Origin of the sequence: Piscibacillus salipiscarius (assembly GCF_042685285.1) — a bacterium.
In the GTDB taxonomy this organism is placed as follows: domain Bacteria; phylum Bacillota; class Bacilli; order Bacillales; family Alkalibacillaceae; genus Piscibacillus; species Piscibacillus salipiscarius.
Genome location: NZ_JBHUMZ010000013.1, coordinates 12625 through 31023, shown reverse-complemented (window position 1 = coordinate 31023; position 18399 = coordinate 12625). Strand labels below are relative to the sequence as shown.

Sequence of the window (18399 nt, the reverse complement as noted above, 5' to 3'; positions counted from 1 at the left end):
CTACAAGTCATTATCTGCAAGTTTCAAACACTTACACATGAATTGGGAGGGGAATGTGATGGAATTATCCAATACTTATAAACAACCGTTTTTGGAGAAATTGTCGATTCACAGAGAACTTATTTTTGCTATTGTTGGTGGACTTTTACTATTACTTGCTTACTTAAGTGAAATAAATCAAGCAAATGGCGTTTGGGTAGCGATGCTTTATGTTCTGGCCTACATAATAGGCGGATACTATAAAGCAAAAGAAGGAATTGAAGATCTCATTTATGATAAAAGCTTAAACGTTGAGATTTTAATGATTATTGCAGCTGTCGGGGCTGCATCAATTGGCTACTGGCATGAAGGTGCTATCCTGATTTTCATCTTTTCATTAAGTGGAGCACTGGAAACTTACTCTCTACAAAAAAGTGAAAAAGATCTATCCAAACTTATTAAACTAGCACCAGAAGAAGCAAACCTAATAACCGAGCATGATACAGTCACTCCAGTCAGGGTTAGTCAGCTTGAAATAGGAGATAGAATTCTAATTAGAAATGGTGAGCGTGTCCCTGCAGATGGAAAAATTATGAGCGGGATTACATCCATTGATGAGTCTACAATTACAGGTGAATCGATGCCTGTCAATAAAGACGTTGGGGATGAAGTGTTTAACGGGACAATGAATGGAAGTGGTTCAATTGTTGTTGAAGTGACCAAAAAGGATGAAGATTCGCTATTTCAAAAGATGATTCGTCTTGTTGAAGAAGCTAAAGGAAATCGCCCTCCCTCCCAACAGTTGATAGAAAAAATTGAAGGCCCGTATGTTATTACTGTATTAGTCGTCGTATCACTCATGCTCGTCATACCACCCTTCGCTTTTGACTGGAGTTTTGACCAAACCTTTTACCGAGCCATGGTGTTACTAGTAGTTGCATCACCTTGTGCAGTCGTCGCCTCCATCATGCCTGCATTATTATCTGCAATCAGTTCAGGAGCAAGAAATGGTGTTTTAATGAAAGGTGGCACCTACTTAGAAAAGCTATCTAAAGTTAAAGCTGTTGCTTTTGATAAAACAGGAACAATTACAAAAGGCGAGCCAGAGGTTACGGACTTTGAAACTGTAATAGATGACGAAAATATTTTACAAAACATCCTAGCGATTGAAAAACAGTCGAGTCACCCATTAGCACGTGCGATTGTCTCGTTTGCTGAAACTCGTGGCAGTACTAGGCAAGTGTCTGTACAGTCAACTGAAGACATACCTGGACAGGGAGTTAGAGCAGTGATTGGTGACAATGTATGGATGCTCGGAAACGAACGACTTATTGAGAAGGTGGAGGTTTTTCCAGATTTATTACGTAAAAAACGTGAATTACTTCAAAGCGAAGGGAAAACTGTTGTCTATGTGGCTAAAGATGATAAGTTGGTTGCTGTGATTGGCGTCAAAGACCAGATTAGACCAGAAGCCAAGGCGCTCATTCAATTTTTAAATCAACAAGGTGTTAAAACAATCATGATCACCGGTGATCATGAACAGACTGCCGCTTCAATTGGTCATGAAGCCGGCTTGAAAGAATGGATTTCGGAATGTTTACCAGAGGAGAAGGTTTTACAAATTGAAAAACTTAGAGAAGCTTACGGGTCTGTCGCCATGGTCGGCGATGGTGTGAATGATGCACCGGCTATGGCGAAAGCCGATATTGGAATCGCAATGGGCAATGGAACAGACGTCGCCATTGAAACATCGGACTTAGTCTTGATGAACAGCGAACTACACAAAATTGAACGCTCTTACAAACTATCAACAAAACTGAACCGAATCATTAAACAAAATCTCGTCTTCTCAATTGCTGTTATTATTCTATTAATCACAGCTAACTTTGCTCAAAGCTTAACACTTCCATTAGGCGTCATCGGCCATGAAGGTAGTACAATTCTCGTGATCTTGAATGGTCTTCGACTATTAAGAGGGTAATAGGTAAGGAACCTCGCGCGCGAGGTTCCTTTTTATATGAGATCTGACACGGGTATCAACGAGTTTATTAAGGATAACCTTTTAAAGAATAACATAAAGTTTAAAAGTAACTAACAAATAGTTTACTCAGTAAATACTCGTTTAGATGCATTTTTTTAATGATATAATTAGTGAAATGCTAGGAGAAGGGCGATGGTTAAAATAAAACGTTTAAAAGCCGGTTATGGTCTAGATGATCATGGTTATATAGTCAGTGATGTTAGCAAAGACAAAATTGGTGATATCTATGCTTCTTGCATACAAGATTCTATCGTGAGCCTCAAGAGTTCATTCCGCCAACACTTGCACAGTGTTTATGTGTACGGTAGTGTAGCAAGAGGTGAAGCCATCGTAAAAAAGTCAGATTTAGATCTTATTGCCATGTTCAATTCTAAACTGAGTTCTGATCAATTAGGTGAGTTAAAGAAACTTGCTGGGATATTGTCTGAAAAGTATCGTTCTTTAGTTCGTGATGTTGGTATAGCTGTAGCAGATTACGACTACATAGTTGACCCTACTAATTATTATGAAAATGCATTCCTTAAGGAACTCTGTGTTTGTGTGTATGGTGAGGATTTAGGAGAACGGTTTGATCCATATAAACTTACACCAGAAATTGCCATCCGTTTTAATGGTGATATTAATGATGTTCTAAACAGGACACTTAATAGATTAGAAACAGCTTCTAAGAAAGACTTTAAAACATTTACACAAAACTTCGCTCGTAAACTCATTCGAACATACTACACAATGGTGATGGTACGTTCTCAAATTTGGACGACACGACTTGACGAACAGTCCAAAGTCTTTCTTATTTACTTTCCAGAAAAAGAACCGATCATTCGCACCCTGCTCGACTGGATAGATAATCCGCCGAAGGATCAAAAGGTTGTCATTGAGTTGTTTAAAAATGAAGGAGAATGGGCTGGTGCAAACTTTACAAATGAAGCCCAAATTCATTAATAAATCCAAAGTATTTTAAAAATAAATAACATACATAAGCTTGGGTCTTACCCAAGTTTTTTGTGTTTGATTAAGTCAATAAATTAATAGTAATTTCGTAATTTTATTCAATAACTTTTTATTGATAAACGATAAAAAACATACTATAATGAACCTACAACAAAATGTGAGGTGTGTGTGATGAAAAATGGTTCAACGCTTTTCTTACGTTTAGCTGTCATCCTACTTGGTCTTCCAGTTTTAGCTTTGTGTATCTTTTTAGTTCCTAATATTGGAGACTTCGCAGCTGAACTATACCCTGAAATGGAATTTATAAAATATCTTGTCATTGTGTTCTTTTATGTGACGGCCATACCTTTTTATTATGCTTTATACCAAGCTTTTAAACTGTTAAACTTTATTGATCAGAATCTTGCTTTTTCTGAGTTATCTGTCCACGCTTTAAAAACGATTAAGTTAAGTGCTGTCACTCTTGGGACCTTGTATATATTCGGAATGCCTTTATTTTATTTAGTAGCTGAACGGGATGACGCACCTGGAATAATTTTAATTGGTATGATTATTATAGCTGCGTCAATAGTTGTTGCAGTTTTTGCGGCTGTTCTACAAAAGTTGTTACAACAGGCAATTAATTATAAAAAAGAAAATGAATTAACGGTCTGAGGTGAATACACATGGCGATTATCATAAACGTTGATGTCATGCTGGCTAAAAGGAAAATGAGTGTAACCGAACTGTCTGAAAGAGTTGGAATCACGATGGCTAACCTTTCTATATTAAAAAATGGCAAAGCAAAAGCCATTCGTTTCTCAACTTTAGAAGCAATTTGTAAGGCATTAGATTGCCAGCCTGGGGATATATTGGAATATCGTGAAGATGAAGAAACTCCGGACCAGTAGGAATGAGCGTTATGGGGATTACATTAATTTTGTTAAGTCTGTTTGTCTTATTGTTTTTAATCATGATTGGATTACCGATTTATTCATTTATAAAATACGGTAAAGGCGCATCACCTAATAAATGGACCTTATTCGCATTTAGTTTAATCCTTTTGCACTGGACCTTATTCTTATCAGGCTTTTATACTTTACTTCCTTATCATGTCACAGATGTAATATTCCTTCCATTATGGATAGGGTTATCTGTAATAGGTGCTACAGTAGCATTGTTCGAACTAAGAAATAACATGTCCTTTGCTATTCCATTAGGTGGACTATCATTCATAAGCTTTGCTTTCTCTATATTCATACACGGGATTACTCGGATGTAAAAAAGTCAGATAACCAAAACGTTATCTGACTTTTTTTGTTTACCTAAGTTGAATTTCTTCATCGCAGGCCGCACCTAACTTCTGGACTTGATGATTAAAATGATTAAAATCTAGCTCATCCATATTTTCAACATCTACTGCCTTAATCATATACTTTCCAAACCGCCAAACATCATGTTTAATTCGATCTCCATGGACATGAGCCATCTTATAAAGAACTTCAATCACACTATTCATCACTGAAATATCGTGATATCCGTACAGTCGAATTTGATAGAAGCTTTTATACAGATACTCTTCAAAAGTCAATGGATCTACTATGATTCTTAGATTTTCATCATCATCTGCGAAATACCGAATAGGTTCATATACAGACCCTAGTTCGATAAGCAATGACCCAATGCGGTTAATACAGTTAGTTGCCGTATGCGGATCATTTAAACTTGGGGATATAGCCCGTACAGCAATCTCGACCAGCTTTTGAATGGAAAACTCGACGTCTTGAGTATCTGCTCTTTAATTACCCACCAAGACATACTCCAGACATTCATGTAAATTAGATATTTCATTTTCTCCTTGGTCCCAATAGTAAAATAAATCCATTCCCTTTTGAATATATTCTCCGACAAAAAAGTTTGCCTCAAGGACTACATTGTTCTGCTGTGCCCAATCGATTAATGGTTTAAATTGGATGCTTTGTACGTAGCCTGATTTCTTTGCTTTGATTACTTCTGATGACTCTTTCTCTAATTGATTTAAATCTGATTCGTTCCAATCACAATATTCATGATACTCTTTCTCCTGAAAAGTCCTTTGAATGAGTTTTGAAGTATCTGAACGTATAGAACCAATTAAATTATTCACCTTCAAAAATCGTGATGAGTGGTGAATGAATAGTAAAAAGAATGCCAAACAAATGATGGATACAACTATTGCAAAAAATGGACTGAACAAAGCAGAGCTTGGGTCTTTACCTACTAAAAATAAGTTCACAAGAGAAAAGATAAACCCAAATGAGAAAACTCCTAAAACGTGCTGAGTCACCCTGCTTTTCATAAAATCTTGTAAAGTTCGCGGTGAAAATTGCGTGCTATACGTAGACAACACGACCATAATAGTAGAGAAGCTAATCGTTGTCATGGTTAGAATAGCTGTAACCATTGATCCATAAATCGTCTGAGTAACTGATTTTTCGGTTAAAAAGATCGTTGGAATATCGTTTTTTATGGCTGATAAAACCCATTGATCCATTAGACTGATAATTGCTACAGCTAATAACGATAAAATGCTATATATGGCTGGTAGAAACCAGAAACTGTCCCTTACATTAATCCATAACTTGCCTTTATTCATTTTAGTCCTTCTTTCTTAACTTTGACATAGTTGATTTATTCCCTACACGAAGCCATTTTAAAAGTGAAATTTTTTCCTATTTAGTTGTTAAATGAATTTTGTCTAGTATTTCAAAAAATCTTCTAGTAAATTTCGAACTTTGTCTAGTAAATTCACGGTTTTGTCTAGTAAAACTTTAAAATTGTCTAGTAAATTCGCTGTTTTGTTTAGTAAAAGCGCTGAATTGTCTAGTATACCGAAAAATTGTCTAGTAAAATTCCCTTATAAAATGCTGGTGGCGAAAGTTCACCGGCGCTAGATCTAACTCAATAGATCAGGATAAAAAAAGCTTTTGCGTTTATACCGCAAAAGCTTTTCTACTCTTATTTATTATCTTCATCATCTTTACTATATATACGATCAAGTACTAATTCATAAGCATCGTTGCCATAATTCAAGCAGCGTTTAACACGTGAAATCGTTGCCGTTGAAGCGCTTGTTTCATCCTCGATTCGGTGATACGTATGACCTTCACGTAGCATGCGAGCAACATCAAGGCGCTGAGCTAACGCTTGAATTTCATTAACAGTTGCTACGTCGTCAAAGAACCGATAGCACTCCTCAACATCTTTTAGAGTTAATATTGCTTCAAATAACTGGTCTAATTCACGTCCGCGTAATTTATCAATTTGCATGATGTGTTCCTCCTTATTATTCGTAGGTTACGCCTTTGTCTAAACCAGGAGATTTTGGTATGACATTAATCCATGTCTTACCGGGTGCAAGTTTTGCAACTTCTCCATCTATAAATGGTTTCATCAAACCATCAACATTTTTCCATTTAATCTTTTTAATCTTACCTTTTTGGATTAGATAGCCGTCGCCACCCGACTCACGATCAATAAATCGTCTCCCTACATTGTCAATAATCTCATGTTCGGTTTCATAAACTAAAATATTCGAAACTTCAACAGCTTCTTCTGTGTTTAGATCAGTCGACTTTATTCCATCACTATAACGCGTATAGCGCTCTGTTGAAGGATCATAAACATATGATACTTTTAGATTATCAAAATAACGAATCTTAACTTCTTTTGCAGCTTTACCATCAACTAGTTCTTCGTCAGATAAAAAGTCCCAAGCTTCATGTTTTTTCTCAGTTTCAATATTGTTTCGCGAAGCTACTTCATACACATTTGGCAGCATAACATAAGAATTGTGAGGAGCTTGTCTAAAAGATTCACGCTTAAATAAGAACTGATCATTATCGTAATAGGCTCCATTAATATTATCGACAACACCTGCTCTTAAGTCTTTTTCAATGAAATTAGCAGCACCATGATAGACGTAAATCGCTTCATGTGCATCGGCTGTTTCATAGTAATATTCACGTGCACTTCTGACAGGTCCGACTACATCTGGAATCTCACTTTGGTAAATCGCCAAAAACCTTGAAATAGGTCCTTCCGCTAAAAACTCATATACCATATCTGCTTTCACTAGGCCTGTTTGTGGTCTCGCCTTATTATGGTTATTCACCATAACACCTATAGCTCGGTTCGTCGGCTCTTCTTCAGCTGGTAGTCCCGTTAATGGATAAATAAATTCCGGTTCATCTTTTTCTGGGTCAGTTTCCTCAGCTTCTTCTTGCTCAGTTGGTTCTTCGGTTTGTTCTTCTACAGGTTCTTCTTCAACTGGTTCCTGGCTTTCTTTATCAGAACAGGCTACCAAAAAGCCGAATAAAGCTATTAATAATATTATCACAAACTTTCTCATATTCCACATCCCCTAGACTTTAGTCTTTTTCTATTTTAACGCATGATTGCTGGAAAGAGTATGTCTTTTTTCAAGACATCCATAATTCCGACTGGCGTAATACGAATATACGGTAAATGTGTTGAGGATAAAAACAGCAACGTATAAACTGGATCGCTGTGTGCATACCCAAAATCTTGCAAAATCTTCTTTAATTCTGTCTCTTGTTTAATGAGTTCTTCCATTGGGGCGTCCGTCATGACTCCTTTTATTTCAAGAGGCATCTCGAAAATAATTTCACCTTCATGAGCCAGCACGATTCCACCACCCAATTCTTGCATACGATCAAAAGCTAATTTCATATCTCGTTTACTTTTTCCAATTAGAATGATATCACCCGTGTTTGAATAGGAACTAACTAGTCCACCTAATTGGTTAGTAAAACCTTTCAAAAACGTCGAAACGCGCCACTCGCCATCTCGGTCCATTAACATCACATAAGCTTCGTTTTTAGACCTAGCTAACATGTTTTGATCCGCTTCAGATTTGATTGGATAAGGTTTCATGATGACGTCATTAACCATTTCCATACCAATCGGCATTGAGAAACGTAGTTCATCAGAGTCTAGCGTCCAGTCTAATGACATCTTAGTTAGAGTGAATTGTTCCCAATCAATGGATGGCAGTTGATTAATCGTTTTTCCATCTTTCAAAGCCCATTCGCCTTTTGCCAGAACCGAAACAGGGGTTGGTTGATCTTTATCTGTTAGGAAATTAATATGTGCTACGCGCCCTGGTGCAATGCTACCTAAGCGGTGCTCTAGCGAGAAGTACCTTGCCGGGTTTAGCGACGCCATCGCGTATGCTTCTTCAACAGGAACTCCCTCTTCTATAGCAATTTCAATACACTTATTAATAATTCCTTCTTCATAAAATGAAGGAGTCGACCCGTCTGTTGTATATAAGACCTGCTCCCACACGTTTAAGTTTAAATCTTTTAAATCCTGTAGAATGTTTCGTAAATCGGGTCTAATGGAACTGTTACGAATTGCTGCATAGTAACCTAGTTCTAATCGGCGATATAATTCTTCACCTGAGATGGACTCGTGATCCCCGTCAGCCCCTAATAATTTCATTTTCGTTAACGTTTTCTTAGACGCGCCTGGAAAATGCCCTTCTACAGCTTTTCTTAAACGCTTTGTCTCCTGCATCCAATACAAACCTCGTTCATCTTCATGCAATATATCAGGCCAGTTCGTAAGCTCGCCTCCTTGAATGACGGCTTCGTGATTTAGCCAATTTAAGACTTCTTCATCATCTAGAAACTCTGACTCATCACGTAGCTCAGATTGTGAACTAAAACGTGACCACCAGAACATTGAAACAGGCAAGTTCTGCATTTCATCTAATAAAGAAAACGCTTTCTTTTGATTTAATAATAAAAGCCACATTAGATTATCATTCACTAAAGTGGTTGTTCCTGTTTTAAGTGCATATTCAGCTAAGGAATGGGGATTATATAACTGAAATGGGTGAGCATGTGGTTCAACGTAGCCTGGAACTAAATATTGTTCTTGACAATCAACAATCTCTGTTGATTGCGACGTCCGTTCAGGCATATCATCGCCTACATAAACAATGCGATCTTCATAGATCCAAATATTTGCCGTTAACCATTTCTTTAAGTAGACGTTTAAGTAGGTTGCTTGTTTCAAAATTTTTGTAGGTGCGAGATGGCCGTCAATGACAGCTACATGTTCTCGTAGTTGCTTATTACGCCATCTATATAAATGTTCATTCATTAAAATCCCCCGTTTCAAAACTATCTATAGTCAAATTTTAATACATTAAAACTGTGAAGGGAAGGGGTAAAATGGGAAAACAAAACATTGGTACGATTAACGCATTAACACGAATTACGTTAGGGTTATTCTTAACCGTTTATGGTGCTGTAAAGTTAGTTAAGCGTCCTTGGAATCAAAGCTACTGGATGATTGTGTTAATGTCGTCGATGAAAGTCGCTGAAGGTATTGTTCGTTATTGTCCCGTTACTGATGTGGTTCAGCAAAAGATGAATCAAGAACAACACCATGAGCAATCAGAGTCAAAATAGCTACACCCTTTATCAAAAATGCCCTGAACCCAGGGCATTTTATTCTTCCACTTTTACCGCTTCAAATATGATGTCCTGTCTGACTGGTTCTGGGTCACCTTTTGTTTCTTTGAACACTGGTTTCTCGAACCGTTTCACAGGCATATATCCATCTTTTTTAATTTGATCGACACATTCATTAATCGATTTATAATCACTCACTCTGTATTTTTTCTTCTTCACGTTTTAATTTACTCCCTTTAACTTTCTTAACCCAGAAGCCTCCAAAGATTTGGCGCGGTTCATAAGCAATGATAAATGCTTTAGGGTCAATGTCTTTGATGGTCTCATAAAGCATTAACTCATATTTCCTTGGAGTTAACACCTGCATCGCCAGGCGGTCTCCTTCCATTCCATATGCATACCAACTCGTAACTCCATAACCTTTTTCTCTTAAGGTTTCAGTAAACGGTATATCTGGATTAGATGAGATAATGTTAACTGTAATATAACCAATTGCCAGCTTTTCTTCAATCTTCATCCCTGTGATGACCCCAATACCAAATCCTAACGCATAAGCAATTAAGTTTTGTATTTGATCTAAATTTTCTAAAACAAGTCCTAATCCCAGTGTATACGTTGTAATTTCAAATACACCAACGGATGCAGCAATATACCGTTTTCCTTTTAATGTAAAGATCATACGTACGGTTAATAATGAGACGTAAATGATATTAACACTTAAAATAATTGCGAGCATCACGATGCCATTTTCCAACATATGGACATCACCTCTTTTGTAATAGCTATTATATCAACTGTTCGCCTATTTGCATATGTTAATGCAGAAGAATTAAGAAAAGGAATGATCGACTTGATGAATTCGTTTAAACATATGCATGACTGGCGAAAGAACATTGATCAATTTTTCGGAGAACCTTTTTGGAATGAATTTGAAAGTATTTTAAAACCGAATATCCCACAAGTCAATATATTTAAAAAAGATTATGAAATTTTATGTGTCATTAACATTCCCGGAATTAACCAAATCAAACAGATTCACTGTGCAATCGATGGTTACCATTTAAAAGTTGAAGGTGAGATTAAGCTGTCAGCGAGTGGTTATGAACTTATTCAAGAGGAAATAATACAAGGGAGCTTCAACCGGTCGATTGAGCTCCCTTATAAAGTCAGGGAAGACAAGATTCACGCCCGCTACGAACATGGCCTTGTCTATATTCATTTGTATAAAGATGTTCATGATTCTCATCGCTCTAAATCGATCCAAATCAAAGAAGGCGACAAATAATTACTCCGTTAAGAAAATGAAGTAAAGAATAAAGATGACGAATAATCCGTACATGATCGGATGAATCTCTTTACCTCGGCCTTTTAATAACATTGTAATCGGATAGAAAATAAATCCTACGGCAATCCCTGTTGCAATGCTATAAGTTAACGGCATGGCAATGACTGTTAGAAAGGCTGGTACAGCAATTTCAAATTGATCCCAATCGATATTCTTTAAGTTGGCAGCCATTAAAATACCGACAATAATTAATGCAGGTGCTGTTACTTCTGATGTCACAACACTTAATAAAGGTGAAAAAAGCAATGCTAGTAAGAAGAGTGCTGCGGTCACAATGGATGCAAACCCAGTACGTCCTCCTGCACTAACCCCTGTTGTTGATTCAATAAATGACGTTGTTGTCGAAGTACCTAATACAGATCCTGCAACCGTTGCCGCTGAATCCGAGAATAGCGCACGGTTAGCACGAGGTAATTTTCCATTTTTCATTAAACCACCTTGCGTCGCAACAGCAACTAATGTACCAGCTGTATCGAAAAAGTCAACGAACAAGAACGTTAAAATAACGACTAACATATCTAACGTGAAAATGTTTCCGAAGTGCGTAAGTGCAGCACCGAAAGTAGGCTCTAAACTAGGAACAGAGCCAATAACGCCATTAATCCCACTTGGCGGATCAATCAGGCCTACTACCATTCCAGCTATAGATGTCAGAATCATGCCATAGAAGACTCCACCTTTAAAGCCTAAAACGAGTAAGATGACTGTCGCAAACACACCAAAAATAGCTAGTAGTGTATGTGGTTCTGTTAAATCACCAAGCGTTAAAAACGTCGCGGGATCCGCTTCAATGATCCCGACATTTGTCAATCCTATAAAGGCAATAAATAAACCAATTCCAGCACCAACCGCTAGTTTTAAATTATTAGGAATGGCGTTAATCACTCGTTCGCGTACACCTGTAACGGTTAAAACGACGAAAATCAATCCTGATGCAAGCACTCCTGCTAGTGCAGTTTCCCACGGGATTCCAAATCCTAAAACAACTGTGTAAGCAAAGAATGCATTTAGACCCATACCCGGAGCGAGCGCAATCGGGTAACGTGCAACTAATCCCATAATAAGTGTACCGATGGCAGCAGCTAAAGCTGTTGCGGTGAAGATCGCACCAGGGTCCATTCGCGTTACACCTGCTGGCAGCTCTTCAATATCAGCTAAAGATAAAACATTAGGGTTAACAAATAAAATATAGGCCATAGCTAGAAAGGTCGTTAACCCTGCCATCGTTTCTTTACGATAGTTCGTACCGTATTCGTCAAACTTAAAATACTTCTTCATTGTGGTTCCTCCCCCAAAGAAGAAACACCCTCGATGTTAAAGACGCTTAAAATACAAAAAACTCTTGGCATCTGTACCAAGAGTTTTTAACGAGGAAAATTGCAAATGAGACGTGTGTGGATTCACTCCACGAACACGACATAATATATATGCAATCCCCGTAGTCGAACCATTTACGGTGGTTCGGTAGAAACTCTTGGGCCGTATCCCCAATATTATACGAGGTGTTTCATTTAATTTTTGTACAATAATACTGTACACCCGTTTAACTTGTGCGTCAAGCTAAGATTTCATTTACTAGACGATTCCATAACCGGTACACTTCACGATGATGTTCATCCATTGGTTCATCACGGTATATGACTCTTTCATAATAAGTGGTCAGCTTTGACATCTCCCCATGGCCAAACCAAAGATCTACATCTGAAGCGTATTCACGAAGTGTCTGTCCCTCTTTCAAAATTAAGCCTTTTTTAGCTAGTGCTTGAAGTAAAAATTGATAGCCCTCTGTAAACGTGTCTACATCAGCATGCTGCTCTAGCCTCTTGCCCTTCCATTTACTCATGATGACGAGTCGCTTTCTTATAATTAACCAAATGACGAGAGCTAATAGGACGACCGCAGCACCTATTAAAGTAAATTGCATCGGTTTTGAAATAGACCAGCCTGCAGCTGCTTGACTGTCGTCTTCTTCCTGTTCTTGACCTTCCTCAGGCTTCGGCATTTCAGGTGTTTCAGGTTGTTCAAGCTCCTGATCTTCCTGCTCAAGTTGGTCATCTTGTCGCTCCCCATAGTTAAAGCTACTATTGTTATCAAAACCAACTGTTGGCTCAAATGGTACCCAGCCAACATTAGGGAAATAAACTTCTACCCATGAGTGAGCATTGTTATTAGTCACTTCATATTCGGGCTTACTACCCTCAAAGATATTTTCACCTGATAAGCGCTCACCTTCAGTAAAGCCTTTTGCCCAACGAGCAGGTATATCAACAGCTCTTAATAAAACGACCATGGATGTTGAGAAGTTATCACAATAACCTGCCTTCGTTTCAAATAAAAATTGATCCACATAATCTTCATCTTCACCAGGCACTGCAACATCCTGCGTCTCATAGATAAAATTGTTTGTTGAAAAATATTCTTCAATAGCCTTCGCTTTATCATAACGATTATCGTGCTCAGACGTAATCTCCTCTGCTAACCTTACAACTCGTTCTGGTAAACCCTCAGGAAGTTGTAAATACTGATCATCTGCTTCCCCTGCTTCCGTCACTGAGCGCATGTCTTCAACTGGGAATGATGGCCGCTGCAGATCAATACGATAAGCATCAGGTAATGCTGTCTCACCATTTACAACTGGAATTACTTCACCTGTAATCGCATTAACATCGAAGTTCATACTATCTTGAACATAAGTCACAGCCTCAGCGCCATAAGTATAAACCAATTTATCTAGCAAACCTGGGTCTTCAAATTGAATACTCGCATAATCCTCATTCAATTCAACAAGATCAGAATAAGGTTGGAGCTCCTGTAAAGTGCCTTCAGTCCGTTCAAACTGACCCTCTTGACTTCTAACCCAGCCCTTTCCGGTGTATGTATCCTTCGTTTCCACCTTCCAGTACTGAGTACCTGGCGCTTCAGCATAGAAGACCGTTGTATCGTCTTGTACAAAGCCGCCTCCTAATCGTTCATCATTTTCACCATACCCTATCTTTTGGACACCGGCGCCTGGTCCATCCCCAAAACCACTACCTTCAGCAGTACTTTGAATAAAAGGTACAGGGTCTGGCCAAATCGGGTCAAACTTTGGCGCAGCATAACCAACCACGGTACTAAAGCCAATCACCAATAATAGCGGAGCAATCCACATCATCAACGTTTTCATCGCCGGCATACGCATATTTTCTTTCTCTAATAGATGCTGCAAATATGCTACACCCATGATACCAACACCGATGACGAACGCTCTAATAATCGCCGTACTAGCGTCAAATGTGGTAAATGTATCAAGTACCGTTAAATAGACGAATGTAAACAATATAAACGAAAACGGTTTTTTCCGAACCGCGAACCAATAATATAATAAGTAACTTAACATCCATAGTAAGATTAAAAATAATAGAGTTCTAAAGAATGGCGTTAATGACACCCAATCTGCCGTCAATAAAAAGGCAACATTCAACTGTATTTGATCCCAAAATAACGATACCCATTCCTTAGATAAAAAACTAGGCTGAAAGAATAATTGATGAAGCACAAATAACAGACCGAGAAATTTAATTGGTGACACAATCCAAAATGCTAATTGAGTGGCAGATAATATAAAGCATAATGCAATGAACATCACAAACGTTGACGTATAGCCTGTTTTGGTTACTTCATCAAGCGGATAAATCCACTCAAGCAGTAACAACATACTTCCACCATATAAAACTATTGAGATCCATTCCCCCGCTTTACCATTAAGCATTATGTGTTCACCTCAATTATTCTCCCTGTTAATTGATCCTCATTAAGCCATGTCACGATGACACCTTCTTGCTTAAGTTGATCTAACCCTTGTCTTTCACGAGAAGACACTAGGTGCTTACTACGAATATAAATCAAACTCACCTTCGCATCTTGTTGATTAATTCGGCTCATCGTACGATGCAAATGAGGATCTAGTTCATGCGTAATGACAACAATATTTCGATCTTTCGAAATGAGCATTCCTTCTTTTAATAGTTTAGATGAAAACGGCTTAGATTCATCTACTAGTTTCACTTCTGCTAAAAAGCGAGTTAAGCGATCTAAATCTCTTCGGCCTCGTTCTAGCTGAATCTCATGACGATTCTCACCAATTGCAACAAATGACACTTTCCCATGATCGTCAATAGATTCACGAACGATTGAATTCGCCATTTCCACTGAACCTTCAAAAGCTAACCAGTCATCTTCCTCAGACTGAATCCCATTTAGAACGACCGTTAAATCCTTATGCTTTTCCTGTTCAAATTCTTTAGTTACAAGCTTCTGCTTTCTCGCCGTTGTTTTCCAGTCTAACCACGATACCCTGTCACCTGGCGCATAATCCCTAACACCAGAGACTAGATTCGTATGATTCGCTTTTATAGAATAGGCCGTTTGCTCTCCTTCTTCAAAATAAGAGATATCATTTTTTAATCTTAGTGGAACTTCCCTAGGCTCACTTAATATACTTACTCGATTGGAGTACACATGTTCTTTACTCACTAGACCGAGAAAGTCTCCCGTCACTAAACGAACATCCGTTAATTCATGTGAACCACGCGGAACAGAGGTAATCTCATATTCATAGACTACTTGCCTTCTAAACCTTGGGAAAATGATCGTTTTATAAGTATCTGATTTTAGTAACGAACTTGGCTTTCTCAAAAACTGATACTTAAAATGACGCGTATCACTATAATGAATGCTTCTAGGTAACTGGTCTTCAATGATTAAAAAAAGAATCGGTAAAGGCAAGTGACTTTTAACCGTAATTTTGACATTAAGTGACTGACCAGCTTGGATGTATCTTTTAGATACGCTACGATCCACTTTCAGCCAAGATAATGGATATAAAACAATTAAGAATGAATATAGGAGAATCGGTAAAAAACTAAAGAACAAAAACCAGCTAACAAACCCACCTTGAAACATTGCATATGAAAACAATATCCCGAGTAATACAACAACCAGAACCAACCTTACAATTGTGGAAAAAGGCTTTAACATCATTAACCTCTCTCAATTGGAACAATCGTTTTACGAACAATGTCATCAAGGATCGAAGTAGCTGTTTTTCCTTCAAATTTCGCTTCAGATGAAATCATCACACGATGCCCTAGCACATGCTTCATTAAGTACTTAATATCGTCAGGCAGTACATAGTCACGTTTTTGAATAAAAGCATAAGCCTTAGCCGCTTTCATAAGCGCAATAGAAGCACGCGGACTAGCTCCTAAATCGAGTAATGGATGCTTACGAGTTGCATCAACTAAGTAGACGATATATTTTTTAATAGCATCACTAACGTGGACATCCTTAACTTCTTCTTGAAGCTTCAGTAAATCCTCTTTAGTCATAACCGCTTCTAACGTTTCAATTGGGTGTACGGAAGTTGTTCGGTCAAGCATCTGGATTTCATCATTGACAGAAGGATAGCCTAAGTGGAGTTTTAACAGAAAACGGTCTAATTGCGCTTCAGGAAGTGGGTAAGTACCTTCATATTCAATCGGGTTCTGAGTTGCCATCACAAAAAACGGCCGCTTTAATTCCATGGTCGCCCCATCTACCGTAATGTGCTTCTCTTCCATACTTTCTAATAAAGCTGACTGGGTCTTTGGAGACGTCCGGTTGATTTCATCTGCCAAAACAATATTTCCTAAAATCGGGCCAGGACGAAACTCAAAGTTCATTTCTTTTTGATTATAAATCGAAACACCTGTTACATCAGATGGTAATAAGTCAGGTGTGAACTGAATTCTTTTGAAGTCTAAATTGAATGACTTGGCTAATGCACGAACGAGCATTGTTTTACCGACACCAGGCACATCTTCAAGTAACACATGCCCTTCAGCTAATAGAGCAAGCAAACTAAGCTCAATCGCTTCCTTTTTTCCTACCATTACTTGTTCGATATTATGTAACACCGATTCGATCTTGTTTTGCTGGGCTGTCATCTGTTGCGTCATTCCTTTCTACCTCCCACAAATTTCATATAATTCTATCATACTATAAAAGTTTAACTAATAGGTTAGCAAAGTATACTTATGAATCCTTTTGTTCCCTAAGTTTTTTCATATTCTCGCGATAATTACGGCATTTTTCTTTAAAACAAGTAATTTTAACATCTTTAGGTAATTGGTCCTTAAATTTCTCATAACAAAAACACTTATCCATGGTATACCCCTTATTATAATGTTCACTACAATAACTGTAATATAATTTAAAACATTTGTAAAAATTAGTCTAAATGTTTTGTTAAAATAGAATTTAACTTATTACTTTCAATTAAAAACTAACAAACTTCGTTGTTGTTTATGTGTTTCGCTTTCGGTGTACGCTTTCCGCGGGCACGGCCTCAGCTAACATTGAGAAGAAAAACCTTTTCTTCTCAATGTGGATCTTCAGCTCGTGCTGTTCCCGCTGGAGTCGCCACCAACGCTCAACACAATTTAGAAGTCCGTATACACCAAAACTAAACACTAAACTTTAACAATAATAAATTGAAAAGTGTAACACCGATTTTCCTGGAGGTAGTTATGTCATTAAAATCAAAAATAAAGAACTGGGATATTAGTTCAAATAAAGATCTAGATCATGTTATAGAAATGATGTTAAGTAACATTGGTTCAACTGATTCAGAGCTTAGAGATTCTATCATCTACAATAAGTTTGGAACTCTCATCACCACAGACTCTCTGAATAGATCAACAATGGAACATATCCTCAACGTATGTCTTGAAAATCTATTCTATAATATTGAAGAACCAGAAAGTGATTCAGTTTTCACTCGTTCATTTTCAGCTTTAGTGATAGCATTAATTTTACAAAAGGATAGGAAGAATCTGCTTTTGTCAGACGACCTATTAAATAAAGCATTTGAGTGCAGCATCCATTATTTAGAACTTGAAAAGGACATTCGAGGTTTTGTAAAAGATAAAGGTTGGGCACACAGCATTGCTCATGGGGCTGATTTATTAACAGAAGCCGTTAAACATCCGAAGTTTGATCAGGACTTACATTTTGATTGTCTGAATGTCGTTAAACTCTGTTTACTTAATAAAGGTAATACAATGAACGCACCTTATATTGATGATGAAGAAGAAAGATTAATCTTTGTATTGGAGGCATTAACTGACAATGGAGTTTCTGACGATGAGATTATTAAATTGATTTATAACATATCAGATGAGCTTAACGACTTATTGAGTGACGAAGATTACTCTTTAAACTTCTTTTATAAGAGGTCAATAATTTTGAAGTTCTTTCATACCTACTTCTTCCGACTCTCATTTAATGAGGACTGCAAAAACATAAGAAAAACTATTTATCATGTGCTTAAAAAATGGCATCATTGATAATTAAGGATTTTAATAATGTAATTTAAAGGTGGTTTAATATGAATAAAGATCATGAATCTCCTGAAGAGAGAAGAGAAAGGTTAAGACAAGAGGAATTAAAAAATCCCTCAAGTAGTGTGCACGGGAGCAACCTGGCTGATTTAGTCGGAGGGTTAAACTGGAAAGTCACTGGATCTATAATAATTGTTGGCCTATTAATTTACTTTATTTATGGTATTTTTTTTAGATAAAACTAAAACGCCCAGATTC

Annotated in this window: 18 protein-coding genes, 1 pseudogene and 1 riboswitch; of the genes and pseudogenes, 9 read left to right on the top strand and 10 right to left on the bottom strand. The window is 37.5% G+C overall.

Going from position 1 to position 18399, the window contains the following annotated elements; translation table 11 throughout:
• Positions 1–37: 37 nt before the first annotated feature.
• The 5 genes from ACFSW4_RS04100 (at position 38) to ACFSW4_RS04080 (ending at position 4232) form a co-directional block, all read left to right on the top strand.
• Complete coding sequence (locus ACFSW4_RS04100; protein WP_377327604.1) at positions 38–1960, top strand: heavy metal translocating P-type ATPase; 1923 nt, start codon at positions 38–40, stop codon at positions 1958–1960.
• A gap of 192 nt (positions 1961–2152) precedes the next feature.
• On the top strand, positions 2153–2962 hold the full coding sequence (locus ACFSW4_RS04095) for a nucleotidyltransferase domain-containing protein (RefSeq protein ID WP_054752633.1): 810 nt from the start codon (positions 2153–2155) through the stop codon (positions 2960–2962).
• Between the two features lie 180 nt (positions 2963–3142).
• Positions 3143–3625 carry a DUF2975 domain-containing protein gene (locus ACFSW4_RS04090; RefSeq protein WP_377327602.1) on the top strand — a complete coding sequence of 161 codons (483 nt, stop codon included), beginning with the start codon at positions 3143–3145 and terminating at the stop codon, positions 3623–3625.
• Between the two features lie 11 nt (positions 3626–3636).
• Positions 3637–3861: a helix-turn-helix domain-containing protein gene (locus ACFSW4_RS04085; protein ID WP_054752635.1), complete on the top strand. Its 225-nt coding sequence runs from the start codon at positions 3637–3639 to the stop codon at positions 3859–3861.
• 11 nt (positions 3862–3872) lie between these two features.
• Positions 3873–4232 (top strand): hypothetical protein, encoded by a 360-nt coding sequence (locus ACFSW4_RS04080; protein ID WP_054752637.1) that lies wholly within the window; start codon positions 3873–3875, stop codon positions 4230–4232.
• 39 nt (positions 4233–4271) lie between these two features.
• On the opposite strand, the pseudogene ACFSW4_RS04075 reads toward ACFSW4_RS04080, so the two are convergent.
• The 4 genes and pseudogenes from ACFSW4_RS04075 to ACFSW4_RS04060 form a co-directional block, all read right to left on the bottom strand.
• Positions 4272–5585, bottom strand: a pseudogene (locus ACFSW4_RS04075) (DUF2254 domain-containing protein).
• Positions 5586–5947: 362 nt separating this feature from the next.
• On the bottom strand, positions 5948–6259 hold the full coding sequence (locus ACFSW4_RS04070) for a YerC/YecD family TrpR-related protein (RefSeq protein WP_054752639.1): 312 nt from the start codon (positions 6257–6259) through the stop codon (positions 5948–5950).
• A gap of 16 nt (positions 6260–6275) precedes the next feature.
• Positions 6276–7340 (bottom strand): DUF3048 domain-containing protein, encoded by a 1065-nt coding sequence (locus ACFSW4_RS04065; protein ID WP_377327600.1) that lies wholly within the window; start codon positions 7338–7340, stop codon positions 6276–6278.
• A gap of 35 nt (positions 7341–7375) precedes the next feature.
• On the bottom strand, positions 7376–9121 hold the full coding sequence (locus ACFSW4_RS04060) for an adenine deaminase C-terminal domain-containing protein (RefSeq protein WP_054752644.1): 1746 nt from the start codon (positions 9119–9121) through the stop codon (positions 7376–7378).
• A gap of 71 nt (positions 9122–9192) precedes the next feature.
• Here ACFSW4_RS04060 and ACFSW4_RS04055 point away from each other — a divergent pair, with 71 nt between their 5' ends.
• Positions 9193–9432, top strand: a complete 240-nt coding sequence (locus ACFSW4_RS04055) for a YgaP family membrane protein (protein WP_054752646.1) — start codon at positions 9193–9195, stop codon at positions 9430–9432.
• A gap of 39 nt (positions 9433–9471) precedes the next feature.
• Here the strand turns inward: ACFSW4_RS04055 and ACFSW4_RS04050 are convergent, their stop codons facing one another.
• Together ACFSW4_RS04050 and ACFSW4_RS04045 are read right to left on the bottom strand one after the other, a co-directional pair.
• Positions 9472–9654: an NETI motif-containing protein gene (locus tag ACFSW4_RS04050; protein ID WP_377327598.1), complete on the bottom strand. Its 183-nt coding sequence runs from the start codon at positions 9652–9654 to the stop codon at positions 9472–9474.
• Positions 9626–10192, bottom strand: a complete 567-nt coding sequence (locus tag ACFSW4_RS04045) for a DUF2179 domain-containing protein (RefSeq protein ID WP_377327596.1) — start codon at positions 10190–10192, stop codon at positions 9626–9628. Before ACFSW4_RS04045 ends, ACFSW4_RS04050 begins: the two co-directional genes overlap by 29 nt.
• Before the next feature lie 96 nt (positions 10193–10288).
• Here ACFSW4_RS04045 and ACFSW4_RS04040 point away from each other — a divergent pair, with 96 nt between their 5' ends.
• The gene (locus tag ACFSW4_RS04040; protein ID WP_054752705.1) at positions 10289–10720 is read left to right on the top strand and encodes an Hsp20/alpha crystallin family protein; all 432 of its coding nucleotides are present in this window, start codon (positions 10289–10291) and stop codon (positions 10718–10720) included.
• Here the strand turns inward: ACFSW4_RS04040 and ACFSW4_RS04035 are convergent, their stop codons facing one another.
• The 4 genes from ACFSW4_RS04035 to ACFSW4_RS04020 all read right to left on the bottom strand — a co-directional run bounded on the left by ACFSW4_RS04035 (position 10721) and on the right by ACFSW4_RS04020 (position 16758).
• Complete coding sequence (locus ACFSW4_RS04035; RefSeq protein WP_054752650.1) at positions 10721–12058, bottom strand: NCS2 family permease; 1338 nt, start codon at positions 12056–12058, stop codon at positions 10721–10723.
• Positions 12059–12199: 141 nt separating this feature from the next.
• Positions 12200–12301: riboswitch (purine riboswitch) on the bottom strand.
• 34 nt (positions 12302–12335) lie between these two features.
• Positions 12336–14531: a DUF4129 domain-containing transglutaminase family protein gene (locus tag ACFSW4_RS04030; RefSeq protein ID WP_377327594.1), complete on the bottom strand. Its 2196-nt coding sequence runs from the start codon at positions 14529–14531 to the stop codon at positions 12336–12338.
• Complete coding sequence (locus tag ACFSW4_RS04025) at positions 14531–15799, bottom strand: DUF58 domain-containing protein (protein WP_377327592.1); 1269 nt, start codon at positions 15797–15799, stop codon at positions 14531–14533. The genes ACFSW4_RS04030 and ACFSW4_RS04025 overlap by 1 nt, the downstream gene beginning before the upstream one ends.
• Before the next feature lie 2 nt (positions 15800–15801).
• Positions 15802–16758, bottom strand: coding sequence for an AAA family ATPase (locus tag ACFSW4_RS04020; protein ID WP_377327590.1), 957 nt, complete (start codon positions 16756–16758; stop codon positions 15802–15804).
• Between the two features lie 570 nt (positions 16759–17328).
• Here ACFSW4_RS04020 and ACFSW4_RS04015 point away from each other — a divergent pair.
• Positions 17329–18147 (top strand): DUF2785 domain-containing protein, encoded by an 819-nt coding sequence (locus ACFSW4_RS04015; protein ID WP_054752660.1) that lies wholly within the window; start codon positions 17329–17331, stop codon positions 18145–18147.
• Between the two features lie 41 nt (positions 18148–18188).
• Positions 18189–18380, top strand: a complete 192-nt coding sequence (locus tag ACFSW4_RS04010; protein ID WP_377327588.1) for a DUF6366 family protein — start codon at positions 18189–18191, stop codon at positions 18378–18380.
• The last annotated feature ends 19 nt before the right edge of the window (positions 18381–18399 follow it).

Coding starts and splice junctions, on each gene's coding strand:
- ACFSW4_RS04055 (WP_054752646.1), top strand. CDS start 9,193: ATGGGAAAACAAAACATTGGTACGATTAACGCATTAACACGAATTACG.
- ACFSW4_RS04070 (WP_054752639.1), bottom strand. CDS start 6,259: ATGCAAATTGATAAATTACGCGGACGTGAATTAGACCAGTTATTTGAA.
- ACFSW4_RS04010 (WP_377327588.1), top strand. CDS start 18,189: ATGAATAAAGATCATGAATCTCCTGAAGAGAGAAGAGAAAGGTTAAGA.
- ACFSW4_RS04065 (WP_377327600.1), bottom strand. CDS start 7,340: ATGAGAAAGTTTGTGATAATATTATTAATAGCTTTATTCGGCTTTTTG.
- ACFSW4_RS04080 (WP_054752637.1), top strand. CDS start 3,873: ATGGGGATTACATTAATTTTGTTAAGTCTGTTTGTCTTATTGTTTTTA.
- ACFSW4_RS04085 (WP_054752635.1), top strand. CDS start 3,637: ATGGCGATTATCATAAACGTTGATGTCATGCTGGCTAAAAGGAAAATG.
- ACFSW4_RS04030 (WP_377327594.1), bottom strand. CDS start 14,531: ATGCTTAATGGTAAAGCGGGGGAATGGATCTCAATAGTTTTATATGGT.
- ACFSW4_RS04015 (WP_054752660.1), top strand. CDS start 17,329: ATGTCATTAAAATCAAAAATAAAGAACTGGGATATTAGTTCAAATAAA.
- ACFSW4_RS04060 (WP_054752644.1), bottom strand. CDS start 9,121: ATGAATGAACATTTATATAGATGGCGTAATAAGCAACTACGAGAACAT.
- ACFSW4_RS04020 (WP_377327590.1), bottom strand. CDS start 16,758: ATGACGCAACAGATGACAGCCCAGCAAAACAAGATCGAATCGGTGTTA.
- ACFSW4_RS04095 (WP_054752633.1), top strand. CDS start 2,153: ATGGTTAAAATAAAACGTTTAAAAGCCGGTTATGGTCTAGATGATCAT.
- ACFSW4_RS04040 (WP_054752705.1), top strand. CDS start 10,289: ATGAATTCGTTTAAACATATGCATGACTGGCGAAAGAACATTGATCAA.
- ACFSW4_RS04090 (WP_377327602.1), top strand. CDS start 3,143: ATGAAAAATGGTTCAACGCTTTTCTTACGTTTAGCTGTCATCCTACTT.
- ACFSW4_RS04025 (WP_377327592.1), bottom strand. CDS start 15,799: ATGTTAAAGCCTTTTTCCACAATTGTAAGGTTGGTTCTGGTTGTTGTA.
- ACFSW4_RS04045 (WP_377327596.1), bottom strand. CDS start 10,192: ATGTTGGAAAATGGCATCGTGATGCTCGCAATTATTTTAAGTGTTAAT.
- ACFSW4_RS04035 (WP_054752650.1), bottom strand. CDS start 12,058: ATGAAGAAGTATTTTAAGTTTGACGAATACGGTACGAACTATCGTAAA.
- ACFSW4_RS04100 (WP_377327604.1), top strand. CDS start 38: ATGAATTGGGAGGGGAATGTGATGGAATTATCCAATACTTATAAACAA.